Origin of the sequence: Aquimonas sp., from assembly GCF_044377145.1 — a bacterium.
GTDB lineage: Bacteria > Pseudomonadota > Gammaproteobacteria > Xanthomonadales > Xanthomonadaceae > Aquimonas.
The window spans coordinates 12992-37105 of sequence record NZ_JBILJQ010000026.1 but is presented as its reverse complement, the minus strand read 5'-3'; the positions used below and the strand labels follow the sequence as shown (position 1 = coordinate 37105).

20 protein-coding genes are annotated in these 24114 nt (G+C 67.2%); 8 read left to right on the top strand and 12 right to left on the bottom strand.

The genetic code is table 11. The features are described 5' to 3' along the window. The first annotated feature begins 177 nt into the window (after positions 1-177). The 3 genes from ACIQ7H_RS09980 to ACIQ7H_RS09970 are packed head-to-tail and all read left to right on the top strand — an operon-like array spanning position 178 to position 8809. Positions 178-5493 (top strand): PAS domain-containing protein, encoded by a 5316-nt coding sequence (locus tag ACIQ7H_RS09980; RefSeq protein ID WP_395790945.1) that lies wholly within the window; start codon positions 178-180, stop codon positions 5491-5493. Beyond that, positions 5493-5936 carry a response regulator gene (locus tag ACIQ7H_RS09975; protein WP_395790943.1) on the top strand — a complete coding sequence of 148 codons (444 nt, stop codon included), beginning with the start codon at positions 5493-5495 and terminating at the stop codon, positions 5934-5936. Before ACIQ7H_RS09980 ends, ACIQ7H_RS09975 begins: the two co-directional genes overlap by 1 nt. Continuing rightward, positions 5933-8809 carry an EAL domain-containing protein gene (locus ACIQ7H_RS09970; RefSeq protein ID WP_395790941.1) on the top strand — a complete coding sequence of 959 codons (2877 nt, stop codon included), beginning with the start codon at positions 5933-5935 and terminating at the stop codon, positions 8807-8809. The genes ACIQ7H_RS09975 and ACIQ7H_RS09970 overlap by 4 nt, the downstream gene beginning before the upstream one ends. A 52-nt stretch (positions 8810-8861) precedes the next feature. Here ACIQ7H_RS09970 and flgL read toward each other — a convergent pair whose 3' ends face one another. The 12 genes from flgL to ACIQ7H_RS09910 form a co-directional block, all read right to left on the bottom strand. Beyond that, positions 8862-10058, bottom strand: coding sequence for a flagellar hook-associated protein FlgL (flgL, locus tag ACIQ7H_RS09965; protein WP_395790939.1), 1197 nt, complete (start codon positions 10056-10058; stop codon positions 8862-8864). A 2-nt stretch (positions 10059-10060) separates the two neighbouring features. Further along, positions 10061-11950, bottom strand: coding sequence for a flagellar hook-associated protein FlgK (gene flgK / locus ACIQ7H_RS09960; RefSeq protein WP_395790937.1), 1890 nt, complete (start codon positions 11948-11950; stop codon positions 10061-10063). A gap of 72 nt (positions 11951-12022) precedes the next feature. Continuing rightward, the gene (gene flgJ, locus ACIQ7H_RS09955) at positions 12023-13195 is read right to left on the bottom strand and encodes a flagellar assembly peptidoglycan hydrolase FlgJ (RefSeq protein ID WP_395790936.1); all 1173 of its coding nucleotides are present in this window, start codon (positions 13193-13195) and stop codon (positions 12023-12025) included. 11 nt (positions 13196-13206) lie between these two features. Continuing rightward, positions 13207-14313, bottom strand: coding sequence for a flagellar basal body P-ring protein FlgI (locus ACIQ7H_RS09950; RefSeq protein WP_395790934.1), 1107 nt, complete (start codon positions 14311-14313; stop codon positions 13207-13209). Between the two features lie 8 nt (positions 14314-14321). Further along, complete coding sequence (flgH, locus tag ACIQ7H_RS09945; protein ID WP_395790932.1) at positions 14322-14999, bottom strand: flagellar basal body L-ring protein FlgH; 678 nt, start codon at positions 14997-14999, stop codon at positions 14322-14324. An 8-nt stretch (positions 15000-15007) separates the two neighbouring features. Next, a complete protein-coding gene (flgG, locus tag ACIQ7H_RS09940) occupies positions 15008-15793 on the bottom strand; it encodes a flagellar basal-body rod protein FlgG (protein ID WP_395790930.1) in 786 nt (261 codons plus the stop codon). Between the two features lie 56 nt (positions 15794-15849). Then, entirely contained in the window at positions 15850-16593 is a 744-nt protein-coding gene (locus ACIQ7H_RS09935; RefSeq protein WP_395790928.1) for a flagellar basal body rod protein FlgF, read from the bottom strand. A gap of 25 nt (positions 16594-16618) precedes the next feature. Then, positions 16619-17851 (bottom strand): flagellar hook protein FlgE, encoded by a 1233-nt coding sequence (gene flgE, locus ACIQ7H_RS09930; RefSeq protein WP_395790926.1) that lies wholly within the window; start codon positions 17849-17851, stop codon positions 16619-16621. Positions 17852-17872: 21 nt separating this feature from the next. Next, positions 17873-18532: a flagellar hook assembly protein FlgD gene (locus ACIQ7H_RS09925; RefSeq protein ID WP_395790924.1), complete on the bottom strand. Its 660-nt coding sequence runs from the start codon at positions 18530-18532 to the stop codon at positions 17873-17875. 31 nt (positions 18533-18563) lie between these two features. Then, positions 18564-18974, bottom strand: coding sequence for a flagellar basal body rod protein FlgC (gene flgC, locus ACIQ7H_RS09920; RefSeq protein WP_395790922.1), 411 nt, complete (start codon positions 18972-18974; stop codon positions 18564-18566). 2 nt (positions 18975-18976) lie between these two features. Next, positions 18977-19375 carry a flagellar basal body rod protein FlgB gene (gene flgB / locus ACIQ7H_RS09915; protein ID WP_395790920.1) on the bottom strand — a complete coding sequence of 133 codons (399 nt, stop codon included), beginning with the start codon at positions 19373-19375 and terminating at the stop codon, positions 18977-18979. A 106-nt stretch (positions 19376-19481) separates the two neighbouring features. Then, positions 19482-20420, bottom strand: coding sequence for a chemotaxis protein (locus ACIQ7H_RS09910; protein WP_395790918.1), 939 nt, complete (start codon positions 20418-20420; stop codon positions 19482-19484). A gap of 114 nt (positions 20421-20534) precedes the next feature. Here ACIQ7H_RS09910 and flgA point away from each other — a divergent pair, with 114 nt between their 5' ends. From flgA to ACIQ7H_RS09885, 5 genes are all read left to right on the top strand, one after another. Continuing rightward, complete coding sequence (gene flgA / locus ACIQ7H_RS09905) at positions 20535-21278, top strand: flagellar basal body P-ring formation chaperone FlgA (RefSeq protein WP_395790916.1); 744 nt, start codon at positions 20535-20537, stop codon at positions 21276-21278. Positions 21279-21375: 97 nt separating this feature from the next. Beyond that, positions 21376-21675 carry a flagellar biosynthesis anti-sigma factor FlgM gene (gene flgM, locus ACIQ7H_RS09900; RefSeq protein WP_395790914.1) on the top strand — a complete coding sequence of 100 codons (300 nt, stop codon included), beginning with the start codon at positions 21376-21378 and terminating at the stop codon, positions 21673-21675. Continuing rightward, positions 21672-22019 carry a hypothetical protein gene (locus tag ACIQ7H_RS09895; RefSeq protein ID WP_395790912.1) on the top strand — a complete coding sequence of 116 codons (348 nt, stop codon included), beginning with the start codon at positions 21672-21674 and terminating at the stop codon, positions 22017-22019. Before flgM ends, ACIQ7H_RS09895 begins: the two co-directional genes overlap by 4 nt. Before the next feature lie 138 nt (positions 22020-22157). After that, positions 22158-23429: an ATP-binding protein gene (locus tag ACIQ7H_RS09890; protein ID WP_395790991.1), complete on the top strand. Its 1272-nt coding sequence runs from the start codon at positions 22158-22160 to the stop codon at positions 23427-23429. Then, positions 23426-24001 (top strand): response regulator, encoded by a 576-nt coding sequence (locus ACIQ7H_RS09885; RefSeq protein ID WP_395790910.1) that lies wholly within the window; start codon positions 23426-23428, stop codon positions 23999-24001. The genes ACIQ7H_RS09890 and ACIQ7H_RS09885 overlap by 4 nt, the downstream gene beginning before the upstream one ends. Positions 24002-24114 lie beyond the last annotated feature (113 nt).

The window sequence follows — 24114 nt, the reverse complement described above, 5'->3', positions numbered from 1 at the left end:
ACACACATTTCGAGATTCTCCGGATTGGCCAAGACTGGCCTCCCGGCGAGGCAACCTGCATGCCGCGTGCCGCGCCGCATCCCTGAACGGCGCGGCAGACCTGCGCGCCGCCATTGGCTTCGCGCGCGCAATGCCTGACCATCGCGACTCCAATCATCCACGGTGCGCCAACAGCGGATGGGCCCTGAGCTGCGTTCAAGCCTGCAACAGCAACTGCCCGCGGCGCTGACCGGCGGGCTGGCAGCGCTGTTCGTGCTCAGCACCGACAGCTTGGGCTTGTGGTCCGCGGCGGCGGTGGTGGTCTGGGCTCTGCTGGCTGGCCGAGCCCTGATGTGGCCGCAGACCACCATCCGCCTGCGCGCCTTTCTGTCGCTGCAGGCCATGGCTGCCGGCCTGCCGATTCTCGGTTTCGCCGCGCTGGACCTGGTGCTTGGCCTGCCGGCGCCGCCTGCGGGGACCGCAGAAGCGCTGACCTTTGCGGTCAATGCGCTGGCGGTGGGGCTGGGCCTGAGCCGGATCCGCTCGCCGCAGCTGCCCGGCTTTCTGCAACTCGCGGCCGGCCTGCTGCTGGTGCTGAGCGGTCTGGCCGAACTGGGTGCATTCAGCGTCGGCGAAGGACGCCCGCGTGCCTTCAGCCTGGCCTTCGTCAGCGTACTGAGTGCGAGCGGCATCATCCTCGGCAGTTCAATCGTGCGCAGCACCCTGCTGCATGACGTGTCACTGCGCAAAGGGGTCCACCTTGCCGCCGCCCTGGCGGTGGCGGCGGCCTGCGCGGACGCGATGCTGTGGCTCCTGGACAACGCAGCCGGCAGCGTCGCGCCTGCGCGCTCGCCGCTGTTGTCCGAACCCTCCAGCCTGTTGGCGCAGGCCCTCACCTGCGCCGCGTTCGTACTCGCCCTGGCCGGCTACCGTCGCTCTGCGGCTGTTTTCAGCTTCGCGGTCGTCGTCGTTGCACTGCTGGTGCTCGCCGCGAGCCTGCTGGGGTCGCCGCTGCATGGGCTGAGTGAGTTGGCGAGCGGGCTGCCGCCGCTGACCGTGGCGCTGGCGCTGGCGGTCGCCTGCGCGGGTCTGCAGGCTTCGGCGATTCGCAAGCGCCGCGCGCTGTGGCGGGCCCTGGCCTGGGCTGCGGGCCTGATCGTGATGCTGATCGCAGCGCTCGCACTGCTCGGACATCTGCTCGACACGGATCAGCTCAGTCCGCTCGCGGTCAATGCCAGCCTGGGTCCGGTGGGTGCCCTCGGGCAACTGGCGCTTGGCCTGCTGCTGCTGCTGCTCGCTGATTCAAGCAGTGAGGCGCGCCATCCGCTCGCCCTGCTGTTGCCCGCCAGCGTGGGCGGGCTGACCGTGGTGCTTGGCCTGCTGGGCTGGCGTGCCTTGCTGCCGGAAGAGGCCGTGCGGATCGAACGTGCGGCACAGGAGACCGCTCAACAGCTCGGCGCACGTATCGAGCAGCGCCTGCAGCAGTTCAGCCAGATCGCCTTCGCCTATGCCGAGGGTGGCTCGGTATCGCGCCAGACCCTGTTCCGGCTGGAGCCTTCGGTACTGGCGGTTGCCGAGCCCGATGGCACCGGCTGGAAACCGCGCCAGACCGGCTTGATTGACGGCCTGCAGCGCTGGCAGAGCCGGCTGCAGGCGCTGTCGATGGGCTTGAGCGAACACGAGCGTATCGAGGCCAGCGCCCTGCTCGGCGCCGAGCGCCCGCCGTGGCTGCTGGTGTCGATCGCCGGTGCCGAGCCGGGCCAACGCATCCGCCTGCTGGTGGATGCGGGAGCGCTGGCGGATTCGGTCCTCGGTGACTACAGCGGTGGCTATGCGATCGAACTGCGCCAGGGCGACAGCCTGATCCTGAGCCGGCAGCGTGCGGATCTGCCCACGCGCAGCGGCGGCTCCGAGCATGCGCTGAAGGGGCTGGGCGCCGGCTGGTCGATGACCGCCACACCGCTGCCGCGCACCCTGCAGGTGATGGGCAGCCGTTTGCCCACCATCCTGCTGGTCACCGGCCTGCTGCTGGGCGGCACCCTGGCCGCCGCGCTGCGGCTGGCGGTGCTGGCACGCCAGCGCGCCCAGCAGGCCGAACGCATCGCCCGCGGCATGGAGCGCGAGGTCGCCGCGCGCGAGGCGACTGAATCGGCGCTCGACCGCTCGCTCGACGAGATCGGGCTGATTCTGTCGAGCATCACCGACGGCTTCCTGTTCGTCGATCGCGACTTGCGGGTCTCGTTCGCCAACGCCCGCGCCGCTGCCCTGCTGGGCCAAGCCGAGCATCTGCACATCGGCGCCAGCCTACTCGAACTCTGGCCGGGGCTGGCCAGCAGCGGCCGCCTGCGCGAACTGCGCGAGGCAATGAGCCAACGCGAGGCGGCGCGGTTTGAATCACGGATGGAAGCCGACCAGCGATGGCTTGACGTGCGCGTCTACCCGCACCCGGAAGGCATCGCCCTGCTGCTGCAGGATGTCAGCGAACAGCACGAGCGCGCGCAGCGACTGGCGGTCAGCGAATCGGCGCTGCGCGGCGCGCAGCGGCTGGCGCGGGTCGGCAGCTGGCGGCTCGACCTGCACAGCGGCGACTGGTTCTGGAGCGACGAGCTGTTCCGCATTCTCGGCTACAGCCCCGGCCAGCTGCCGCCCTCGCAGGAGCTGCTGCTGCAGCACGTGCCCAGCGATGAGCGTCAGCAGCTGCAGCGTGCATTCGACGCCCTGCTGAGCGAAGGCCGCGCGCTGCAGCAGGAGCACCACGTGCTGCATGTCAAAGGCCAGCGCGTGCCGGCGCTCAGCCTGGCCCAGGCCGAGTACGACCCGCTGGGCAATCTGCTCGCGGTCTCCGGCACCCTGCAGGACATCAGCGCACAGCGTCAGCAGGCGGCGGCGCTTGGCGCGGCGCTGGAGCGCAGCGAACGTCAGGCGCAGCAGCTGCAGGCGCTGAATCGGGTCTCCTTGCTGGCGAGTCGCAAGCTGGGCGATCCCGACCTGGTGCCGGCGCTGCTGGCGGAGATCCGGATCGCGCTGGGCACCCGGCTGGCCCTGCTGCTGTCGGCGGGCGCCGACAGCCCGCGTTTCCAGACCGGATCGGCGGGCTCGTTGCCATCCGCCATCATCGTCTCCAGCGTCGAACCCGAAGGCGACGCAGCCTTCGACGGCCCGGCCTGCGATCTGTTGCGCCATCTCGGCGCCAGCGGCCCGATCGCCCTGGGCGCCGCCGAACTGTTGGCCGAGACAGCGTATTCGGAGCTGAGCCCCGAGGTGCTCGCCCTGCCCCTGGCCGGCCTGCTGTCGGTGCCACTGCAGGACCCGAAGGGCAGCGTGCTGGGGTATCTGCAGGTTTCGCGGCCGAACCTGGGCGAGTTCCAGCGCGACGACCTCGACGTGCTGACCCAGTTCGCCCAGATCATCACCATCACCCTGGATTGGGCACGCCTGATCGATGCGCTGCAGCGGGCGCAGCGCGACCTGCTGGAGCAGATCGACGAGCTCTCGCGCAACCGCGCCCTGCTCGCCGGTGCCGAGCGTGTGGCCGGGCTCGGCACCTGGCAGCTGCGCTTCAACGAGTCGCGCCCGAACGGCCTGGAGATCTCCGAGCAGGTGCAGCAGATCCTGGAAATCCACACGCCGCGCCCGGACCTCGAACAGACCCGTCAGCTGCTGTATCCCGAAGACCGACCAACCATTCGCGAGCTGTTCCTCAGCCTGTTTGCCGGCAGCCAGTCGATCGATGCCGAGTACCGGGTCCTGTGCGCATCGGGCACCACCCGCTGGATCCACATTCAGGCCGAGCTGACCCGCGACAGCGCCGGCCGGCCGCAGCATCTGCTGGGGACCATGCGCGACGTCACCCGCGCGCGCCTCGAGCAGGAGCGCGATCGCGAGTACGCGGAGATCCTGCGCGGCATCGCCAATGCCAAGCCGCTGGTTGAAACCCTGACGGCGCTGATCGCAAGCCTGGAGAACAGTTTCTCGGTCCGGGTGGCGATCGCCTACGGCTTCGATCCGCGCCTCGGCGTCAGCGCGTTCGAAGCGCCCTCGTTGCCGCTCGAGTTCATTCGCAAGGCGATCGAACTCAGTCGGGTCAGCGGGGTGGCGCCGAGCCGCATCGCCGGCGAGCGCGGCATCCAGGTGATCGAAGAGGATGTGCTGGCGCGGGCAGAGTTCACCAGCATCCATGCGGTATGCAGCGCTGCAGGCGTGCGCTCGGTGTGCGCAACGCCGATCTTCGGCGGCAGCGACACCCTGATCGGCGTGTTGAGCGTCTATGGCACCGAGCCCGGCCGGCCGCAGCCCGAGCTGATGGCGGCGATCGATGCCGGCGTTTCGCTGGCGGCGATCGCGATGAAGACCGCCAACGCCCGTCGCCGCATCGAGGAGAGCCAGCAACGCCTGCGCTCGCTGTTCACCCTGGTGCCGGACGCGGTGTTCGCGCTCGATCCGCAGGGCCAGATCGAGGACTGCAATGCCGCCGCCGCGGCCCGCAGCGGGCGCGGCCGCAGCGAACTGATCGGCCGCAACATCAGCGCGATCGTTCCACATGAGGCTCGCGCCGCCATGCGCGAGAACGTCGAGCTGGCGGCGCTCGGCGGCACCCAGCGCTTCGAGCGCAGCGGGATCAGTGACGACGGCAGCCGTGCCGATGTCATCACCACCACCCTGCCGATCGTGGTTGACGGCGCCACCGTCGGCGTGTTCCTGATCGACAGCGACGTGACCGCCCAGCGTGAAGCACAGGCGGCCCTGCAGGCGGCGCTCGCCGACGTGCAGGCGCGCAACCAGGAGCTGCAGGACTTCGCCTTCGTCGCCTCGCACGATCTGCAGGAACCGCTGCGCAAGGTGCAGGCCTTCGGCGACCGGCTGCGGCTGCATCTGGCCGATCGCCTCGACGCCGACAGCGCCGACTACATCCAGCGCATGCGCGGTGCTGCAGCGCGCATGCAGACTCTCATCAACGATCTGCTCGCCTACTCGCGGGTGTCGCGCAACGCCCATCAGCCGCAGCGGGTCGATCTGTCGCAGATCCTGCAGGAAGTGCTGTCCGATCTCGAAAGCCGGATCGAGGCCAGCCACGCCAAGGTGCTGGCGGACCCGCTGCCAGTGCTGATGGCCGACCCGACCCAGATGCGCCAGCTGCTGCAGAACCTGATCGGCAACGCACTGAAGTTCACCCACCCCGAACGTCCGCCGGTGGTGGAAGTGTTGGCCGAGGTCACACCCGACCCGCGCAGCCCGGGGGCGCAAGTGCTGCATCTGTCTGTGCAGGACAACGGCATCGGCTTCGACAACCGCTACCTGGACCGGATCTTCGCGCCGTTCCAGCGCCTGCATGGCCGCAGCGAGTACGAGGGCTCCGGCATCGGCCTGGCGATCGTGCGAAAGATCGTCGAGCGTCATGGCGGCCAGATCAACGCCGACGGTCGGCCGGGTCGTGGCGCGCTCTTCATGGTCGAACTGCCGATGCGAACTGATGCTCTTTCCAGAGCCGCCGCGGTCTGCGAGGATTCGCGCTGATGCCAGCGCCCTCCTCCCACCTTTGTCGCGTTCTGGTCGCCGAAGACGATAGCGACGACTGTCGCCTGCTCGCGGACGCTTTCCGGCTCTGTGGCGTCGATTGTGCGGTCGAGTTCTTCCCGGATGGCGTGCGTCTGCTCGAAGCGCTGCGCGACGTCACCGCGGACCAGACCCCGCAACTGGTGCTGCTCGACCTCAACATGCCGCGCTTGGATGGGCGCGAAACCCTGAACCAGCTGCGCGCTGATCCGCGCTTCGCCCGGGTGCCGGTGGTGGTGATGTCGACCTCAGCGGCCGAGGACGATGCCAGCCGCAGCCGCCGCGCAGGCTGTGACGCCTACTTCGTCAAACCGGTCGAGTTCGGCGCCCTGGTCGATCTGGTCGGCGTGATATCAAGGCGCTGGCTGGCGCCAAGCCTTTCCGCAACGCCGAGCAACGCATGAAATTGCGCACTGGCACTGCGGTCCGCGTGCTGCTGATCGACGATGACGAAGACGATGTCGTACTGACCCGCGCGCTGTTCGGCGAAGTCGAGGACTTCCGCGCCATGGTCACCTCGGCCAACAGCATCGAACGCGGGTTCGAGCGTCTGGCCAGCGAGACCTTCGACATCTGCCTTGTCGACTACCGGATCGGCCCGGACAGCGGCATCGCCTTCATCGAAGGCGTCGCCGCGCGCGGCCACAATGTGCCGGTGATCCTGCTGACCGGCCAGGGCAGCCGTGAGGTCGACGTCCGCGCGATGGAGGCCGGCGCCGCCGACTATCTGGTCAAGGGCGGGCTCGATGCCGAACGACTTGGCCGCAGCGTGCGCTACGCGCTCGACCGCGCCGCCGACTTCCGCCAGATCGAAGCAAGCGAAGCCCGCTACCGCCTGCTGTTCGAGCGGAATCCGATGCCGATGTGGGTCTGCGACAACGAGACTCTGCGCTTTCTCGCGGTCAATGAGGCCACGGTCAATCACTACGGCTACAGTCGCGATGAATTCGCGCGCATGGATTCGACCGACCTGCGGCCGCCAGAGGACGTCGCCGAGTTTCTTCGCCAGGTGCGTACCGCGCCGCCCGGCATCTACCGCCGCGGCCCGACGCGCCACCGCCGCAAGGACGGCGCGAGCATCATGGTCGAGGTTACCGGCCATGAGATCGAGTTCGAAGGACGCCAAGCGCGGCTGATCCTGATCAACGACGTCACCCTGCGGCTGGCGGCGGAGTCGGAGGCACGTTTGCTGGCGCGCGCATTCGAATCCAGCAAGAGCGGCATGCTGATTGCCGACGCGCTGAGCGGCGACCTGCGCACCGTGTACGTCAATCCGGCCTTCGTGCGCATGAGCGGCTATACCGAAGCCGAGATCCTCGGCCGCAACTGCCGCTTCATGCACGGCGAAGACCGCGACCAGGAAGCCCTGCGCACCATCCGCGACACCCTGGCCCGACAGGGCGAGTGCGAGGTCGTGCTGCGCAACTACCGGCGCGACGGCACCCTGTTCTGGAACCAGCTGACTTTGGCCCCGGTGCGCGACAGCGATGGCCGAATCACCCACTACATCGGGGTGTCGACCGACCTGACCGACCGCCGTCGCCACGAGGCCGAACTGGCCTACCTGGCCCGGCATGATCAGGTCACCGGGCTGCCGCGCTTCATCGACCCCGACGAAGCCCTGCGGCCGATGATCGAAGAGGCCGCCAGCGCGGGCGAACGGGTGACGGTGTGGTGCATCGACATCGACCGCTTCCAGTCGGTCAATGAGAGCGTCGGCTATCGCGGCGGCGATGAGGTGCTCCGCCTGCTGGCCTCGCGCATCCGTTACATCACCGGCGCCTCCGGCAAGCTGTGGCGCCTGACCAGCGACGAGTTCGTGCTGGCGCTGCGCTATCGCCCGGGCGAATCCGACCCGCTGCGCATCGCCGAGCAGATCCGCGAAACGCTGGAGGTGCCGGTGCCGGTATCCGGCTCGCAGCTGTTCCTGTCCGGAACCATTGGCCTGGCCGGTTTTCCGGACAACGCGCGCGATCCGGTCGAGCTGTTCCAGTGTGCGGAGTCGGCGATGTACCGCTCAAAGCGCAGCGGGCGCAATTCGGTGCTGGCCTCAACCGCCTCACACGCCGAAGAGCTGCGCGAGCGCTTGGCCCTGGGCAGCCGATTGAAGAGCGCGATCCACAACAACGAGTTCGTGCTGCACTTCCAGCCCCAGGTCAGCGGCAGCGATGGCCGCATCACCGGCATGGAAGCACTGGTGCGCTGGCAGACCACAGACCGTGGCCTGATCCCGCCTGGCCGCTTCATCCAGGTCGCCGAGGAACTCGGCAGCATCCTCGACCTCGGCCGCTGGGTGCTGCGCGAAAGCTGCCTGCAGGCGCGGCGCTGGTATGACGCCGGCCACACCGAGCTGCGGGTGGGCGTGAATATCAGCCCGCTGCAGCTGCATCGGATCAGCTTTGTCGGTGAGGTCCGCGAGGCGCTGGCCAGTTCTGGCTTGCCGCCACATGTGCTGGAGATCGAGATCACCGAGTCGGCGATTGTCGAGAACCTGGGCCGCGCGCTGGAGATCCTGAACGCGCTGAAGGAGCTCGGCGTGCAGCTGGCGCTGGACGATTTCGGCGTCGGCTTCAGCTGCCTGAGCCAGCTCAAGCGGTTTCCGATCGACCGCATCAAGATCGACCAGAGCTTCGTGCGCAACGTCGCCAGCGCCGGCACCGAGGCCGCGATCGCGCGTGCGATCACCGCGATGGGCCACGAGCTGCACATGAAGGTGATCGCCGAAGGCGTGGAAACCGAGGCCCAGTTCGGCTACCTGCTACGCAACCACTGCGACGAGTTCCAGGGCTTTCTGTTCAGCCCGCCGGTGCCGGTGGCCGAGGCCACCGCCCTGCTGGCCAAGCGCTATGTGGCGCCCTTGGTGATGACCCTGGCGCGGCCCGAGCGCGGCCTGCTGCTGGTCGACGACGAAGAGAACGTGCTGCGCGCGCTGGTGCGCGTGCTGCGCCGCGATGGCTATGTGATCCACACCGCCACCAATGCCGAACAGGGCTTCGAGCTGCTGGCCAAGAACCGCGTGCAGGTGATCGTCTCCGACCAGCGCATGCCCGGTATCAGCGGCACCCAGTTCCTGTCGCGGGTCAAGGACATGTACCCGGACACCATGCGCATCGTGCTGTCGGGCTATACCGATCTCGCGACCCTGACCGACGCGATCAACCGCGGTGCGATCTACAAGTTCCTGACCAAGCCCTGGGACGATGAAGACCTGCGCAAGCAGGTGCAGGACGCGTTCCGTCAGTTTGACGAACGCGCCCCGCGCGAATCCAACTTCTGAGGCTGAGCGGTGTTCGCCCGGCAACGGGTCGGCCGATCGTTTGACGTCCGGATCAGCGGAAGTAGTCGAACAGCGAGTTGCTCTGGACCTTGGTGAAACTCGCCTGCGCGGCCTCCAGCATCAGCAACTGCTGTGAAAGCCGGCTGGCTGCCTCGGCGTAGTTGAGATCGCGGATCTCCGACAGCGTGGTCGACAGGCTCAGGGTCTGCGCGCCCCGTTCTTCCGCGGTGCGATCGAGCGTACTCAGCCGCGCACCGACCTTGCTGCGGGCATCGATGATCTGCTGCTGGCTGAGGTCGAGATCTTCCAGCCCGGCGAAGAACGCGTTCTGCTGTACCGCGCGCTGCTCGGGCGTGGCCGAGGGCAGCTGCAGCGCATCGATAATCCCCTGCACGGTGGCGAACATGTCCTGCCGCGGCGAAGGGTCCACGTTGAAACTGTCACCCGCCGCAGGCACACCCGAAAAGCGCAGCTGTGCGCCGCCGAAGCTGATCGCATCGCCCGGCGTGTAGACACCGGTTGCAATCACCGTCGCGCTGCCGTCTTCCACGTTGTAGCCACCGGCGCCATCGAACACGATGCGGTAGTTGTCCGGCAGCCACGGCGTGCTGCCGGACAGGCCGGCACTCTGCAGCACCAGGGTGCCGCCGTTGGCGGCATCGGCGCGCGCGGCGAAGCTGCCGTTGCCGGTGGGGATACGCAGGAAGATCTCGCTGCCGGGCTCGACATCGGCCACCGCCAGCGAGGGTGAGATGTCGATCCGCCGCTGCACCTGGTCGCCGGCGTAGACCACACCGCCAGCGCCGGGCGTGAACGGCACCGCTGCGCCCTGACTGCCGGCGAACAGATAGCGGCCACTGCCGTCGCTGGCATTGGCCTGGCCGTACAGGCTTTCCAACTGCTGGACCAGTTCATCGGCGATGGCCGAGCGCGACTCCGGCGTCTGCGTGCCGTTGAAGCCCTGCACCGCCAGCTCGCGGATACGCAGCAGCGAATCGCCGGTCGCGGTCAGCGCGACTTCGGCGAGGTTGAGCCGATTGGCGACGATGTTCGAATTGGACGAGAAGCGTTCGAGTTCGGCGCGCGCGCGATCGAGCATCACCGCCACGCCCGCGCCCACCGGGTCTTCGGCGGCGTTGTTGATCTTGCGGCCATTGGACAGCTGCAGCTGGGTTTTGAGCGCTTCGGACTGTCGCGCCAGCAGCGCGTTCAGGCCTTGGGTGAACTGCTGGTTGGTGGAGATGCGCATGCTTAGCCCCTCACTGCGGCCAACAGGGAATCGAAGGCCTGATTGGCGATGCTGATGATCTGGGCCGCGGCCTGGTAGGACTGCTGGAAGCGCAGCAGATTGGCCGCTTCCTCGTCCAGGTTGACGCCAGACACGGCGTCGCGCTCGTTGGTCAACTGGGTATTGATCGCCTGCTGGCCGGACAAGGTGTATTCGGCCTGGCGCGCGGCGCCGCCCATGCGCGAAGTCATTTCGCTGATCGCTGAGGTGATCGACTGGTTGCCACCGTCGAACAGGCCCTGCCGCCCGACCTCGGCCAGCAGGCGCGCATTGCCGTTGTCGCCGGAGCGCGCACCCATCGGGCCGAACACGAACTCATCGCCCGGGTCGGGAGTGCCGTCGAGCGTGACCTCCCAGCCGTTGACCGCGATGGTGTCGCCGGGGGTGTAGGGGAAGGCGCCGGCACCATTGATCGAATACACGCCGGGACCGGTGAACTCGATGGTGACCGGCGACTGCAGATTGGGATTGCTGGCATCGGCGATGCTGATCGGGCCGAGTATGCCGCTGCCGCTGTTGCTCAGTGGCGCGCTGGCGCGTACCGGCAGGGCGGCGGCGATGCGGTTCGGGTCGGCGATCGCCATCGCCATCTGGCGGGCGGCGTCCGAGCCGGTGCGCACCATGATGTCGTCGCCGGCCACGGCAGCGCCGGTCACCTCCAGGCTGATGCCCTCGACGATGAACGGGTCGGCGCCGGTACCGGTGCCGGTCATCGGCAGGCTGGCGCCGGTCGAAGCCAGACGCGCCTGCCAGGTGGCGCCGTCAAACCGCAGGATGATGTCGCGCCCCGACATCGCGCCGACGTCGTCAATGCCGGTGGTGAAATTGGCGGTGCCGGCATTGTTGGTGGACGGCAGTGAGGTCGGCGCGATCGGCCGGAAGAAATCCGCGCCGGCCACGCCGTTCAAGTCGACGCCCGCGCGATGCTGGGCATTGAAGGATTCAACCGTGCCGATGGCCAGCCGACCCAATTGCGCCATGGCCGGGTCGATGACGTCATTGCGGAAGTTGTACAGGCCGGCCAGTTCGCCGCCGAGGCCTTGCGTCGACAGCCGCAGCGGCCCGAGGGGGCTGGTCACCGACAGCTGCTGGCGATCGAGCCGGAATGGATCGCGGGTGACTTCCAGCGTCTGCGCCTTGGGACCGAGCACCAGGCTGGCGCCCGATCCGGTCTGCACGTTCAGCGAGCCATCGTCCTGCTCAAACGTGGTCACGCCGATCTTGCCGGAGAGTTCGCGCACGGCCTGGTCGCGCTGATCCAGCAGGTCATTCGGCGGCTGGTTGAACTGGCCACGGGCGCGCACGATCTCTTGGTTCAGACGCGCGATCTGCGCGCTGAGACGATTGACCTCACCGACCGTGTTGCCGATGCGCTGGCCGGTTTCCAGATCAAGCTGGTTGAGCTGATTGGCCTGGGTTTGGAAGCGATCGACCGTGTTCTGGCCGCCGTCGAGCATCGACTGGCGTGCGGCGATCGAGGTCGGCTCGGCGACCACGCCCTGGGTGGAGTCGAAGAAGTCCGACATCGGTCGGGCCAGCGAGGAGCCGGATTCGCTGATCACGCGATCGACCCGGGCGGCCAAGCCTGAAAGCACCTGCAGGCGGCCCATTTCGGAGGCGCTGGCGTCCAGACGCGAGGTCAGGAAATTGTTGATCAGCCGGTTGACCCCGCTGACCTGCACGCCCGCGCCGAGAGAACCGAAACCCGCGCCCTGGCCGACCCGGGAGGAGAACTCCACCCGCTGACGGGAGTAGCCCGGCGTACTGGCATTGGCGACATTGTTGCTGGCGGCAGCCATGGCCCGCTGGAAGGCCAGCATGGCGGATGTGCCTATGGAGAATGGATCGGACATGGGTCACCTCGTCCGGTACTAGCGGCCACCGGCGGCAAAACTTGAGGGCGCGGCGGATCGGGCCGGGGCGATCTAGCCGCGAGCCGCCGCGGTAGCGCCGGGCTGCTGCAGGTTCTGGGCCAGCAAGGTGCGCGGCGCCTGCGGATCAGATTCTGCCGGCGCCAGTGCCGCCAGCGCACGATTCAGACGCGGGCCGTGGGCGATCGCGGTGAGCTTCTGTGCGTACTGCGGGTCAGTGGCGTAACCCGCGCGCTGCAGGGCGCTTGCATAGGCGCCGCTGTTGCCGGCGACCGCGAGTGCCGGCGCATAGCGCGGATTGCCGCGCACCAGGGCGACGTAGTCGTTGAAGCTCTGCTCGACGCTGTCATAGGTGCGGAAGTCGGCGCGCTCGGCCTGCATCCGGCCATTGGTGAACTCCTGCGTCGCGTGGCTGGCGCGCTCGCCCTCCCAGCTGCGGCCGGCCTTGATGCCAAACAGGTTGTGGCCGGCGCTGCCATCGCTGGCGCGCGGCACATGCCGGCCCCAGCCGGTCTCCAGCGCGGCTTGGGCGACCAGCACGCGCGGGTCGACGCCCAGCTCGGCGGCGGCCTTCTGCGCGTGTGGCCAGACCCGTTCGACGAACTGCTCCGGGGTTTGCGTCAGTGAATCGGCGGCGCTCACCAGACGTGCGGATGGCACCGGCGGAGCGGAACGATCCACCGGTTTGATGCCGCTCGGTGCGCTCACCGGCAGATCGGCCGCCGCGGGGCGCGAGGCACCGGCGGGCTCGGGCAGGCGCGGCACCGGCAGTGGCGTCGAACCCACGCTGCCGCCGCTGGCCGTGGCGCGTTCGAACCGCTGCGCCGGCAACAACCGCGCGTAGCCGTCGAGCGGATAGGCCACGCCGGTCGGCGCCCGCACCGCGCCTGCATCACTGCTGACGCCGCCTTCCAGTGCCGCCTGCTGCTGACGCAGCGAACGCTCGATCTGGCTGGCCAAGCCGAAGCCGGCGCCGTTGCTGATCGACTGCACCACTTCGCGATCGTGCATCTCGCGGAACAGCCCGGACTGGCCCGGAAACAGCGCCTCGCCTCCGGCCGATTCGCGCATGGTTTTCAGCATCTGCTCGACGAACAGGGCCTCGAACTTGCGCGCGGTGTCGGCGGTGACATCGCCAGCCGCCGCGCCCGTCTTCGGCGCCGCCGCGGCGGGCGCGCTGACGGCGAGCCGGTTCATCAACGCGAGATCGGGGGTCGAGAAGTTCATGCGGGCAGCGCCTAGATGATCTCAAGCTCGGCGCGCAGTGCGCCGACCTGCTTGAGCGCTTCAAGAATCGCGATCAGGTCGCCGGGGGCGGCGCCGACATCGTTTACTGCGCGCACGATCTCTTCGAGCGAGGTGCCGCCCTCCAGTACGAACATGCGGCTTTCGGTCTGCTGGACCTGGATGTTCGATTCCGGCGCGGCAACCGTCTCACCGCCCGCGAGGGCATTGGGCTGACTGACTTCGACCTTCTCGGAAATACTGACGGTGAGCGAGCCGTGCGAAACCGCGGCCGGCATCACCCGCACATTGGCGCCGATCACGATGGTGCCGGTGCGCGCGTTCACCACCACCTTGGCCGGGGCATCGCCCGGGCTCAGTTCGATGTTTTCGAGCTGGGACATGAAGCCGATCCGCGCGGACACATCGAAGGGCGCGCGCACCGCCACGCTGCCGCCATCGACCGCGCGCGCGGTCTCCGGCCCGTAGATGCTGTTGACCGCCTCGACCAGGCGCTGCACGGTGGTGAAATCGGCGCGATGCAGATCGAGCACCAGCTCCTCGCCATTGCTGGCCATGCCGTCGGGCACCGCGCGCTCGACGATCGCGCCATTGGGAATTCGGCCGGCGCTGGGCACGTTGACCGAAATCCGCGAGCCGTCCGCGCCCGAAGCGCCGAAGCCGCCGACCACCAGATTGCCCTGGGCGATCGCATAGACCTCGCCGTCGACGCCTTTCAGCGGCGCCATCAGGAGTGCACCACCGCGCAGGCTGCCGGAGTTGCCGATCGAGGACACGGTGATGTCGATGGTCTGGCCGGCCTTCGCGAACGGCGGCAGCTCGGCGTGGATGGCGACCGCGGCAACGTTCTTCAGCTGCGGGTTCACCCCCGGCGGGATGGTGACGCCCAATTCGGCCAGCATCGTCTTCAGGCTCTGCACGGTAAACGGCGCCTGGCTGGTCTGGTCGCCGGTGCCATTTAGGCCCACCACCAGGCCATAGCCGATCAGCGGGTTGCTGCGCACGCCGTTGACTCGGGCGAGGTCTTTGATCCGCTCGGCATCGGCGGGGCCTGCGCCCAGCAGCAGGACGGTCAGGAGTAGAGCGGTCACGCGGCGCATGGCGCACCTCACATCGGGAATGCAGCGGACTGGAAGAACCGGGTCAGCCAGCCCTGGGCATTCGCCTGGGCCAAGCTGCCACGACCGCGGTAAGCGATCTGCGCGTCGGCGACGCGGCTGGAGGAAATGGTGTTGTCGGGGCCGATGTCGGCCGGCCGCACGATGCCCTGGACCTGGATGTGCTCGTTGCCCTGGTTGATGCGGATCCACTTCTGTCCGCGCACCACCAGATAGCCGTTGGGCAGACGCTCGGCCACAGTCACGGTCACGCTGCCGTCGAGGCGATTGCTCTGGCTGGAATCGCCGGCGCCGGAGAACTCGCTGCTGGCGCCGAGCTGGCTGTCGAGCGTGCGGCCGCCCACCGTGACCGGAGCGCCGAACAGGCTGGGTGCCGGCACTGCGGCGTTCGACTCCTTGGTCGCACTGGTGCTCGAATTGGTGCTGGCCTGGGTGCGCTCGACCAGCTGGATGGTCAGGATATCGCCGACATTGCGCGCCTTCTGATCGGCGAACAGCGACAGTCCGCCGGTGCCGCTGCCGCGGTAGATCGCACCGGGCGTCGGCTGCGCTTCGGTCGGGCGTGGCGACAGCGTGGGTTCGAAACCGGTCGGTGCCTGGGTAGGGCCGCTGGCCGCACAGGCGGTCAGCAGCAGGCTGGCGAGGAGACTTGCGATGCGCAGGTTCATGGCCGTGCTCACAGATTGTTGTTCAGGAAGCCGAGCATGCCGTCGGTGGTCGAGATCGCCTTGGCGTTCATCTCGTAGGCGCGCTGGGTCTCGATCATGCTGACCAGCTCCTCGACCACATTGACGTTGGAGCTTTCCAGCGAGCCCTGCTGCAGCAGACCCAGCCCGTTCAAGCCCGGCGTGGACTGCTGGGCCGGGCCGCTGGAGCCGGTCGCGGTGAACAGGTTCTCACCCTTGGCCTGCAGCCCGGCCGGGTTGACGAAGTCGGTCAGGCTGACATTGCCGATCTGGATCGGCTGGGCCTGGCCGGCCAGCTGCACCGACACCGTGCCGTCGTTGCCGATGGTCACGCTCTGCGCGCCCTCGGGAATCTGGATGCCCGGCTGCAGGGTGTAACCGGAGGCGGTGACCATCTGCCCCTGCGAGTTGATCTGGAAGCTGCCGTCGCGGGTGTAGGCGGTGCTGCCATCGGGCATCAGCACCTCGAAGAAGCCGCGGCCGTTGATGGCGAGGTCCAGCGCATTGCCGGTCTGCAGCAGGTTGCCCTGCATGAAGTTCTTCTGGGTCGACACCACCCGCACACCGGTGCCGGTGGTCAGGCCCGACGGCAGTTCGGTCTGCTGCGAGCTGGCGCCGCCGGGCTGGCGGACGTTCTGGTACAGAAGGTCTTCGAAGCTGGCGCGACCGCGCTTGAAGCCGGTGGTGTTGACGTTGGCGAGGTTGTTCGATGTCACGGCCATGCGCGTCTGCTGCGCATCGAGGCCGGTCTTGGCAACCCACAGGGACTGGAACATGGTGATTCTCCGGAAGCGGTTGGTGCGGGGCGAAAGCGCAGGCGGAAGCCGGTGCCCTAGCCGCTCAGGCGCAGCAGACTGTTGGACGCGCGCGCGTTCTCGTCGGCGGTCTTGATGGAGCGCACCTGCATTTCGAAGCTGCGCGCGAGTTCGATCATCTTCACCAGGTTGTCGGCGGCGTTGACGTTGCTGCTCTCGATCACTCCGGTCATCAGCACCGCGCCGCCGACCTGTGCGGCCGGTTCACCGTCAGCGCGACGGAACAGGCCGTCCTCGCCGCGGTTGAGCTCGGCGCCCGGCGCTTGAACCACCTTGATACGCGCGACGATCGCCTGGGTTTCCGCGCCTTGGCCCAACGGCACGATCGAGATACTGCCGTCACCGGCGATCTCAAGCTTCGAGTACGGTGGCAGCGCGATCGGACCGTTCTCGCCCAGCACCTGGCGCCCCGACGCGGTCGTCAGCAGCCCGTTCTGATTGACGCTGAGCTCGCCGGCGCGGGTGTAGGCCTCATTGCCCTCGCCGTCCGCCACCGCCATCCACAGGCCTTCGCGCAGGGCCACATCGGTGTCGCGGCCGGTCGACAGCAGCGGCCCCATGCGGTCGTCGAAACCGCCGTCGGCGCGGGTGGCATCGAAGCGCGACTTCAAGCCATGGCCCTCGATCTTGAAGGTCTCGGTGTGGCTCAGCAGCGCCCGGAATCCGGGCGTGCTGAGGTTGGCGAGGTTCTGCGACACCGCCCCCTGCGCACGCAGGGTGGCGGAGGCGCCGGTCATCGAGACGTAGAGGGACTTGTCCATGGCGGAAACTCCAGCGGTCTACGGATCAGCGGATGTTGATGACGGTCTGGGTGATCTGATCGGCGGTCGAGATCATCTGGGCGTTGGCCTGGAAGTTGCGCTGGGCATTGATCATCTCGACCAGCTGCTCAGTGATGTCGACATTCGAGGCCTCCAGCGCGCCGGCCTGCAGCAGGCCCAGGTTGGCGCTGCCGGGTGCACCGCGCTGCGCGGCGCCGGATTCGGAGGTCTCGGCCCAGGTGGTGTCGCCGAGCTTCTGCAGACCCTGCACGTTGGAGAAGTTGGTCAGCGCGATCTGGCCCAGCGGAATCGCCTGGCCATTGGTGTAACGCGCCGAGACCACGCCGTCCTCGGAGATATCCAGGTTCGAGAGCCGGCCGGTCGGGTAGCCGTCCTGCACCAGTCGATTGACCGAGAAGCTGCTGCCGTACTGGGTGGACTCGCCGACCTGCAGGGTCAGGGTGATCGGATTCGCGCCAGTGGTCGGCGTGTAGGGCGGCAGGGTGAAGTTGCCCGTGGCGGGGGTGACCAACTCGCCGGTCGGCCCGTACTCCAGTACGTCCGGACCGCTGACCGCGGTGCCGTCGATCTGGGTGTACAGCTGCCACTCGCCGGGTGTGGCTGTCTTGACGTAGTAGAAGGTCGTGTTGTGCGACACGCCCAGCGAGTCGTACACGGTCACCGTGGTGGCGCGGTTGTAGGTCTGCGCATCGGCGGGGTCGAACGGCGCCAGCAGCGGCGGCACGGCATCGGCCGGCAGGTTGACCCCGATCTCGATCGTCGAGGTTGCCAGCGGCGGCGCTTCGCCGAGGGAGAGTCGCAGATCGCTCAACTGGCCGTTGTTGAAACCCGTCACCTGGCCCGTAGCCGAGATGGTCGGCGGAAAGGCCTGCAAACGATCGCCGATCGGATTGACCACATAGCCCTCCCGATCGACACCGAAGTTGCCGGCGCGGCCGTACACGGTCTCGCCGCCGCGATTCAGGGTGAAAAAGCCATTGCCCGAGATCGCCATGTCGAGCGCGTTGTCGGTGAAGTTGATGGTGCCCTGCGAATGCTGCTGCGCGATGTTGGTGACGCGCACGCCAGCGCCGACCGCGTTGCGCTGCAGGCCGTAGCCCGAGTTGGCAAACAGGTCGCCGAACTCGGCGCGCGAGCGCTTGAAGCCGACCGTGTTGACGTTGGCGATGTTGTTGGCCGTGGTGTTCAGGCCAGCGGTAGCGGCGTTCAGGCCGCTCAATGCGATGCGAAAGCTCATGGCGGAATCCTCTAGCGGCCGTCAGGCCTGTCCGATGCGGGTGATGCGGTCAAAGGTGGTCGGACCGACCCCGACCAGGTTCAGAACCACCCCTTGCGAGGTGTAGGAAACGCTGTCGATACGGGTGGCCACGAATGCGGTTGCGGGCTTGCTGCCCTGGGTGGCCTTGATGCGGTACTCGCCCGGTGCGGCCGGCTGGCCATTGGCGTTCATGCCGTCCCACTGGAAGTCGACCGAACCGGCAGCGCCGGCCTCGACCACGAAGCTGCGCACCAGCTGGCCGCCGGGCGTGCGGATCTCGATGTTGACCGGGCCGGGGCCTGCGGCGGTGACGCTGCCACGCACGCCGGATTCGCCCTCAAGTGTTGCCACATCGGTGCCGACATAGGCAGTACGACCCACCATGGAGGCGGCCTGCAGGGCCTGTGACTCGCCCATCATCAAGCCGAGGTTCTGCAGCCCTCCGTTCATCTGCTCGATGCCTTTGACGGTGGAGAACTGCGCCATCTGACCGATGAACTCGGCATTGTCCATCGGCTTCAGCGGGTCCTGGTTTTTCAGCTGTTCGGTCATCAGGCGGAGGAAGTCCTCCTGACCCATCTCGGTCCGTCGCTGCGGCCCGATCGAGCCCTGCTGCCGGATGCCCAGCTGGTTGTACATGTCGCTTGCGTTGACGCTCATGGTGGCGGCCTCGGTTGGTGCAGGGCGGGGGTCAGCGACCCACGTTGAGGGTGGCGAGCGCGAGCTCTTTTGAGGTGTTCAGCATCTCGATATCGGCCTGATAGGCGCGCGCCGCCGAAATCATGTTGACCATCTGCGCGATCGGATCGATGTCCGGTGCGTACACGTAGCCCTGCGCATCGGCCAACGGATTGCCGGGCTCGTAGCGCTTCAGTGGCTCGGCATCGCTCTGCTCGATGCGGGTGACGCGAACGCCGCCGATCCCTGGCTGCGAGGCGTCCAGCATCTGGGTCTGGAACACCGGCTCGACCGGCTTGTAGACGGTGTTCGGATCGCCGGTGACGTTGCCGGCATTGGCCAGGTTGCTCGCCACCGTGTTCAGCCGTACCGACTGGGCGGCCATGGCGCTGCCGGCGATGTCGAAAATTTTCAAGGTCGACATGGCTAGTTCCCGGTGATCGCGGTCATCAGCTTGCGGACCCGGCCTTCGACAAACGACAGGCTGGCGCGGTACTCGATCGCGGCGCGCGCGAAGGCGGCCTTCTCGTACTCACCGTCGACCGTGTTGCCGTCCAGGCTGGGCTGCAGCGGCAGGCGATAGACCATGCCGTCAGGCGCCGCATTTGCGCTTGCGTCGAGGTGCTCCGGGTGCGTTTTCGTGGCGGTGCCAGGCGGCACTTCGCCCATCGCCTCGCGCAGGCGCGCCTCGAAATCGATGTCGCGCGCCTTGTAGTTCGGCGTGTCGGCATTGGCGATGTTCGAGGCCAGCAGCTTCAGGCGCTCCTGGCGCAGGCTGAGCGCCGCGCCGTGGATGCCGAACATGGATGGATTGGATTCGCTCATCTTCCGGACCTCCGGACCACCTGGAATCAGGTTCGGAGAGATCACGGCAAGTCTCGTGCCACGCGAATCGGCGGGAATCTGTCACCAAATTGGCGGCATTTTTCCGTCAGTACCCGTCGTCGGTCAGGCCCAAGGCTTCGAATCGATCGAGCACACCCTCGGCGAGATCGTCCGGGCTGAACTTCGCCACGAACGCATTGGCGCCAACGTGCTCGACCATTGCGGTGTTGAAGATGCCCGACAGCGAGGTGTGCAGCATCACCCACAGATCCACCAGCTGCGGATCGCGGCGGATCTCGGTGGTCAGGGTGTAGCCGTCCATGTCGGGCATTTCGATGTCCGAGATCACCATCGCATAGTGCTCGGACGGCCGGATCCCGCGCTTGGCCAGGTCTTTGAGATGGTTCAGCGCCTTGCGCCCGTCGGGCATCAGCACGCAGGTGGCTCCCAGGGTTTCAACTACGCCCTGGATCTGGTGCTGTGCGACACGCGAGTCATCGACGATCAGCACGCGGATGGTCGCGCCCGCAATCGCCTGCAGGCGCATCTCCTCGGACAGGACCGGCGCGCCGCCGATCACCTCGGCCAGCACTTTCTCGACATCGATGATCTGGATCAGATCGTCGTTGAAGCGCGTCACCGCGGTCAGGTAGGAGCCACCGCTGCTGTCCGGCGGCGGCTTCACGTTCTCGACCGCGATGTTGACAATGCGCTCGACCGCGCTGACCAGAAAGCCCTGAACTGATCGGTTGAACTCGGTGACCACCAGATAGTTCGAGGCGGCCAGGCTGGATTCGGGATGGTGGATCGCCGCGCCGAGGTCCAGCACCGGCACCGAGCGCTTGCGGATGTCGGCAATGCCCAACAGCGGCGGCACCGACTGCGGCAAGGCCTGCAGCTCCGGCCGCTTGAGCACTTCCTGCACCTTGAAAACATTGACGCCAAAAAGCTGGCGTCCGCCCAGCCGGAACAGCAGCAGGGCCAGGCGGTTGTGTCCCGCCAGCCGGGTGCGCTGTTCGATCCGGTCCAGCAGATCGGTAGTCATGAGCCGCGAGCTCGCCCTTGTGGGTGTATGCATCGAGCCCGCTGCAAGGTTCAAGCCGCCGATGGCGTCGGCAATCCTGTAGGCCACGGCATGCGGCTTGCACGCAATCCGCTCATGAACACAGCTCCGGTGGATCGCATGGCCGCCCTGCGCAGCATCAAACTTCCCGCTCGCCGGTACGCGCCGGAATGGCTCTTGCGCGTCGCGGCAGTCGTTCTGCTCGCGGCAGCCGGCTACGCCTCAGCCAGCGGCTTTGAGCCGGTCGAACGCATCGCCGCCGCGGCGATCGCCGCGGTCGCGCCAGACGCCGCCAGCCAAACGAATGTCAGCGCCGAGGCGGCGATCGACAGCGGTCTGCGCATGCCGGAATGCAGTGGCGGCCTCAGCGCACATGTGGGCAACCGCGGCGTGGCCGAGGTCAGCTGCGCCGGCCCGATGGCGTGGAAGCTGTTCGTGCCGGTGCGCGTGACCCGGCTCGAATCTGTCCTGGTGCTGACCCGCCCGGTCGCGGCAGGCCAAGCGCTGAGCGACGACATGCTGCGGGTGGAAACCCGCAACACCGGCAATCTGTCGGCCGGCAGCCTGAGCGCACCCAGCCAGGCCAGCGGCCAGGTTGCGGCGCGCGCGCTGATGGCCGGCACGGTGCTGGCGCAAACCGATTTGCGCCCGCCCCGCCTGGTGCGGCGCGGTGACCTGGTGACACTGGTAGCACGTCGCTCCGGGCTGGAAGTTCGCAGCCAGGGCCGTGCCCTCGGCGATGCCGGAATCAGTGAGCAAGTGAATGTGGAAAACCTCGGCTCGCGCCGGCAGATCCGCGGCCGGGTCAACCCGCAGGGCGAGGTCGAGGTGCTGCTGTGAATCAGGCGATGCCCGACAGACTTTTCCCACGTGCAGGCCTAAAGTTCTCTGCAGGCTTGCCGATATACCCTCCGACAGGCGGTTTCCGGAGCGTGATATGAACAGCAAAATCGATGGAATTGGCAATGGCCCGGGCTCAATGCGCGTCGATGCGCAGCCGCGGCGTACCGGCAGCCCCGAGGAACAGGTGACGGCGGCCGTTACCCCCGCCATTGGACTGCGGCTCGGCAACGACTCGGTGGAGCTGCGCGCGGCGCGCCAGTCCCAGCCCTCCGAGCCCAGCGTGGATGCCAACCGGGTCGAGAAGCTGCGCGCAGCGATCGAATCAGGCGACTACAAGATCGATCCCCAGGCGGTCGCCGCGCGGCTGATGGATATCGAAGGCAGCCTGCGATGAACCTCGACACTGCCCTGGATGCGCTGCGTACCGCGGTCGATGAGGAGCGTGATGCCCTGATCGCGTTTGACGGTGAGCGCATCCGCAGCACGGGGGAGACCAAGCTTGCCGCGCTGGATGCGGTGGGCGAAGCGCTGCGCAGTAGCGGCCACAGCAGCGACACCGAAGCGCGCCTACGCGATCTCTACGACCGCCATCTGGCCAACGCCAATTTGCTCATGCGCCGCCGGCAGGAGACCTCCTGGCTGCTGCAGGCGCTGGGTGCGGTCGCTCCGGAGTCCGCCTACAACGCGCGGGGTGGCCGCGGCGATACGCCGCTGAATCGCCACCTTGCTGAGGCCTGACGCCGGGACCGCCGGGACCCCATGGCTACCGTCCCCACCGTCGACATGTATGCGCCGGACGGCAAGGCGGGGCCTGATGCGCTTGCGGTGACGCGCGCGGATACGCAGAGTGCTGGATCCGAGTCACCGGCGCCGACGATGCTTTCGCCCCAGAACGACGACACCGACACCCTGCTGCCCTTGCTCCGAGTGGTGGTGGACAACAGCCAGAATCCGATCTTCCTGGTCGAACCCGATCTGCATATCCGCTATGCAAACCGCGCCGCCCACGCGATCACGGTGCAATTGGCCGTAAGCACGGGTCGACAGCCCTCCAGCCACCGCGTCAGCGAGCTGCACCCTGATCTGCTGCCCTCGTTCGCATTGGAGATGGCGGCAAGTGCCGGCGAGTGGAACGGCGAAGTCGCGCTGCCGATCGGCCAGCGGCGCCCCCTGGTGCTGATGCTGCAGATCCTCGCGATCCGCGGCGCGGACGGCACGCTGGAGTGCTACGGCGTTTCAGCGCGCGATATCAGCTTCGAGTACGCCCGCAAGTCGGAACTGCAGTCGCGCAATGCGGAATTGGAGGTCGCGTATCGCCGCCTGAAAGGCGCGCAGGATCAGCTGCTGCAGTCCGAAAAACTGGCGTCGATCGGACAGCTCGCTGCCGGCGTGGCGCACGAGATCAACAACCCGATCGGCTATGTGCACTCCAACCTCGCCACGCTGCAGGAGTACAGCAAGCATCTGCTGACCCTGATCGAAGCCTACGACCGCCTGGTTGAGGACAGCGGATGCAGCCGGGCCCGCGTCGAGGTCAATGATCTGCGCCAGCGGCTGGACTTCAGCTTCCTGCAGGGCGACCTGCCGCAGCTGATTGAAGAATCGCGCGAGGGCATCGAGCGCGTTCGCAAGATCGTTCAGGACTTGAAGGACTTTTCCCGCAGCGACGCACGCGACAAATTCGTGCTGGCCGATCTCCATCGAGGCCTGGACAGCACACTCAACATCATCTGGAACGACCTCAAGTACAAGGCTCAGGTGGTCAAGACTTTCGGCGAGATTCCGCAGATCGAGTGCATCCCGTCCGAGCTCAACCAGGTGTTCATGAACATCTTGCTCAACGCCGGCCAGGCCATCGCCGAGCGTGGCATCGTGACGGTCAGCACCAGCGTCGACGCCGGCCAGGTGGTGATAGCGATCGGCGACGATGGTGACGGCATTCCCGAGGACGTGCTGCCGCGCATTTTCGATCCGTTCTTCACCACCAAACCGGTTGGCACCGGTACTGGTCTGGGTCTTGCAATCTCGTACGGGCTGGTCAAGAAGCATCACGGCACGATCGACGTGACCAGTACGCCGGGCGAGGGAACTCTGTTCCTGATCCGGCTACCGATCACCCAGCCAACGGATGAGGCCGATCAGCCATGACCACCAATGCCGCGACTGTCTACCGGGTGCTGCTGGTCGATGATGAGCCCTATGTTCTCAATGCCTTGCGTCGCTGCCTGTCCTTCATCAACGTCGACATGCTCGGTGGTGAAGGCATCCGCGTTGAGACCTTCAGCTCGGCCGATCAAGCGCTCGCGCGACTGGAGTCAGACGACTTCGATCTGATCATCAGCGACTACCGCATGCCCGAAATGAGCGGGGTCGAGTTTCTGACGCGAGCGATCCAACTGCAGCCGCAGGTGGCCCGGATGATCCTGTCGGGCTATGCCGATCGCGATGCCATCCTGGCTTCGATCAACGAAACTCAGGTCTCACGCTTCCTGTGTAAGCCCTGGGACCACGGCGAGCTGCGCAACCTTGTCGCAACCACCCTAGTTCAGGGCCGGATCATTCGCGAAGCCCTGGCGCGCGCCGCGGAATCGCGCGCAGCACCCGGACGCGTCGCTGTCGCCAGCGAGCTCGACAAGCTGGAGTCCGAGTGCCCGGGCATCACCCGGATTCAGCGAGCCGAGGACGGCGGAATCATCCTGTCCTTGGACGAAGATCTGTAGCGGCCGGTTGCGGCCATTGAGTGGGTGTCGAATCCAAGGGGCTGGCTCATGGACCAAGTGCGCGATCGCCGTAGCGCATTCACTGCGGGTCATGCAATGACCGCGAGAACTTT

Bases quoted from the DNA above. Each gene is read 5' to 3' on its own strand.
- flgM (WP_395790914.1), top strand. From the start codon at position 21,376: ATGAACAGCAAAATCGATGGAATTGGCAATGGCCCGGGCTCAATGCGC.
- flgC (WP_395790922.1), bottom strand. From the start codon at position 18,974: ATGTCGACCTTGAAAATTTTCGACATCGCCGGCAGCGCCATGGCCGCC.
- flgH (WP_395790932.1), bottom strand. From the start codon at position 14,999: ATGAACCTGCGCATCGCAAGTCTCCTCGCCAGCCTGCTGCTGACCGCC.
- flgB (WP_395790920.1), bottom strand. From the start codon at position 19,375: ATGAGCGAATCCAATCCATCCATGTTCGGCATCCACGGCGCGGCGCTC.
- ACIQ7H_RS09910 (WP_395790918.1), bottom strand. From the start codon at position 20,420: ATGACTACCGATCTGCTGGACCGGATCGAACAGCGCACCCGGCTGGCG.
- ACIQ7H_RS09895 (WP_395790912.1), top strand. From the start codon at position 21,672: ATGAACCTCGACACTGCCCTGGATGCGCTGCGTACCGCGGTCGATGAG.
- ACIQ7H_RS09975 (WP_395790943.1), top strand. From the start codon at position 5,493: ATGCCAGCGCCCTCCTCCCACCTTTGTCGCGTTCTGGTCGCCGAAGAC.
- flgL (WP_395790939.1), bottom strand. From the start codon at position 10,058: ATGCGCATCTCCACCAACCAGCAGTTCACCCAAGGCCTGAACGCGCTG.
- flgJ (WP_395790936.1), bottom strand. From the start codon at position 13,195: ATGAACTTCTCGACCCCCGATCTCGCGTTGATGAACCGGCTCGCCGTC.
- ACIQ7H_RS09890 (WP_395790991.1), top strand. From the start codon at position 22,158: ATGCTTTCGCCCCAGAACGACGACACCGACACCCTGCTGCCCTTGCTC.
- flgE (WP_395790926.1), bottom strand. From the start codon at position 17,851: ATGAGCTTTCGCATCGCATTGAGCGGCCTGAACGCCGCTACCGCTGGC.
- ACIQ7H_RS09970 (WP_395790941.1), top strand. From the start codon at position 5,933: ATGAAATTGCGCACTGGCACTGCGGTCCGCGTGCTGCTGATCGACGAT.
- flgG (WP_395790930.1), bottom strand. From the start codon at position 15,793: ATGTTCCAGTCCCTGTGGGTTGCCAAGACCGGCCTCGATGCGCAGCAG.
- ACIQ7H_RS09925 (WP_395790924.1), bottom strand. From the start codon at position 18,532: ATGAGCGTCAACGCAAGCGACATGTACAACCAGCTGGGCATCCGGCAG.
- flgK (WP_395790937.1), bottom strand. From the start codon at position 11,950: ATGTCCGATCCATTCTCCATAGGCACATCCGCCATGCTGGCCTTCCAG.
- ACIQ7H_RS09980 (WP_395790945.1), top strand. From the start codon at position 178: ATGGGCCCTGAGCTGCGTTCAAGCCTGCAACAGCAACTGCCCGCGGCG.
- ACIQ7H_RS09950 (WP_395790934.1), bottom strand. From the start codon at position 14,313: ATGCGCCGCGTGACCGCTCTACTCCTGACCGTCCTGCTGCTGGGCGCA.
- ACIQ7H_RS09935 (WP_395790928.1), bottom strand. From the start codon at position 16,593: ATGGACAAGTCCCTCTACGTCTCGATGACCGGCGCCTCCGCCACCCTG.
- flgA (WP_395790916.1), top strand. From the start codon at position 20,535: ATGAACACAGCTCCGGTGGATCGCATGGCCGCCCTGCGCAGCATCAAA.
- ACIQ7H_RS09885 (WP_395790910.1), top strand. From the start codon at position 23,426: ATGACCACCAATGCCGCGACTGTCTACCGGGTGCTGCTGGTCGATGAT.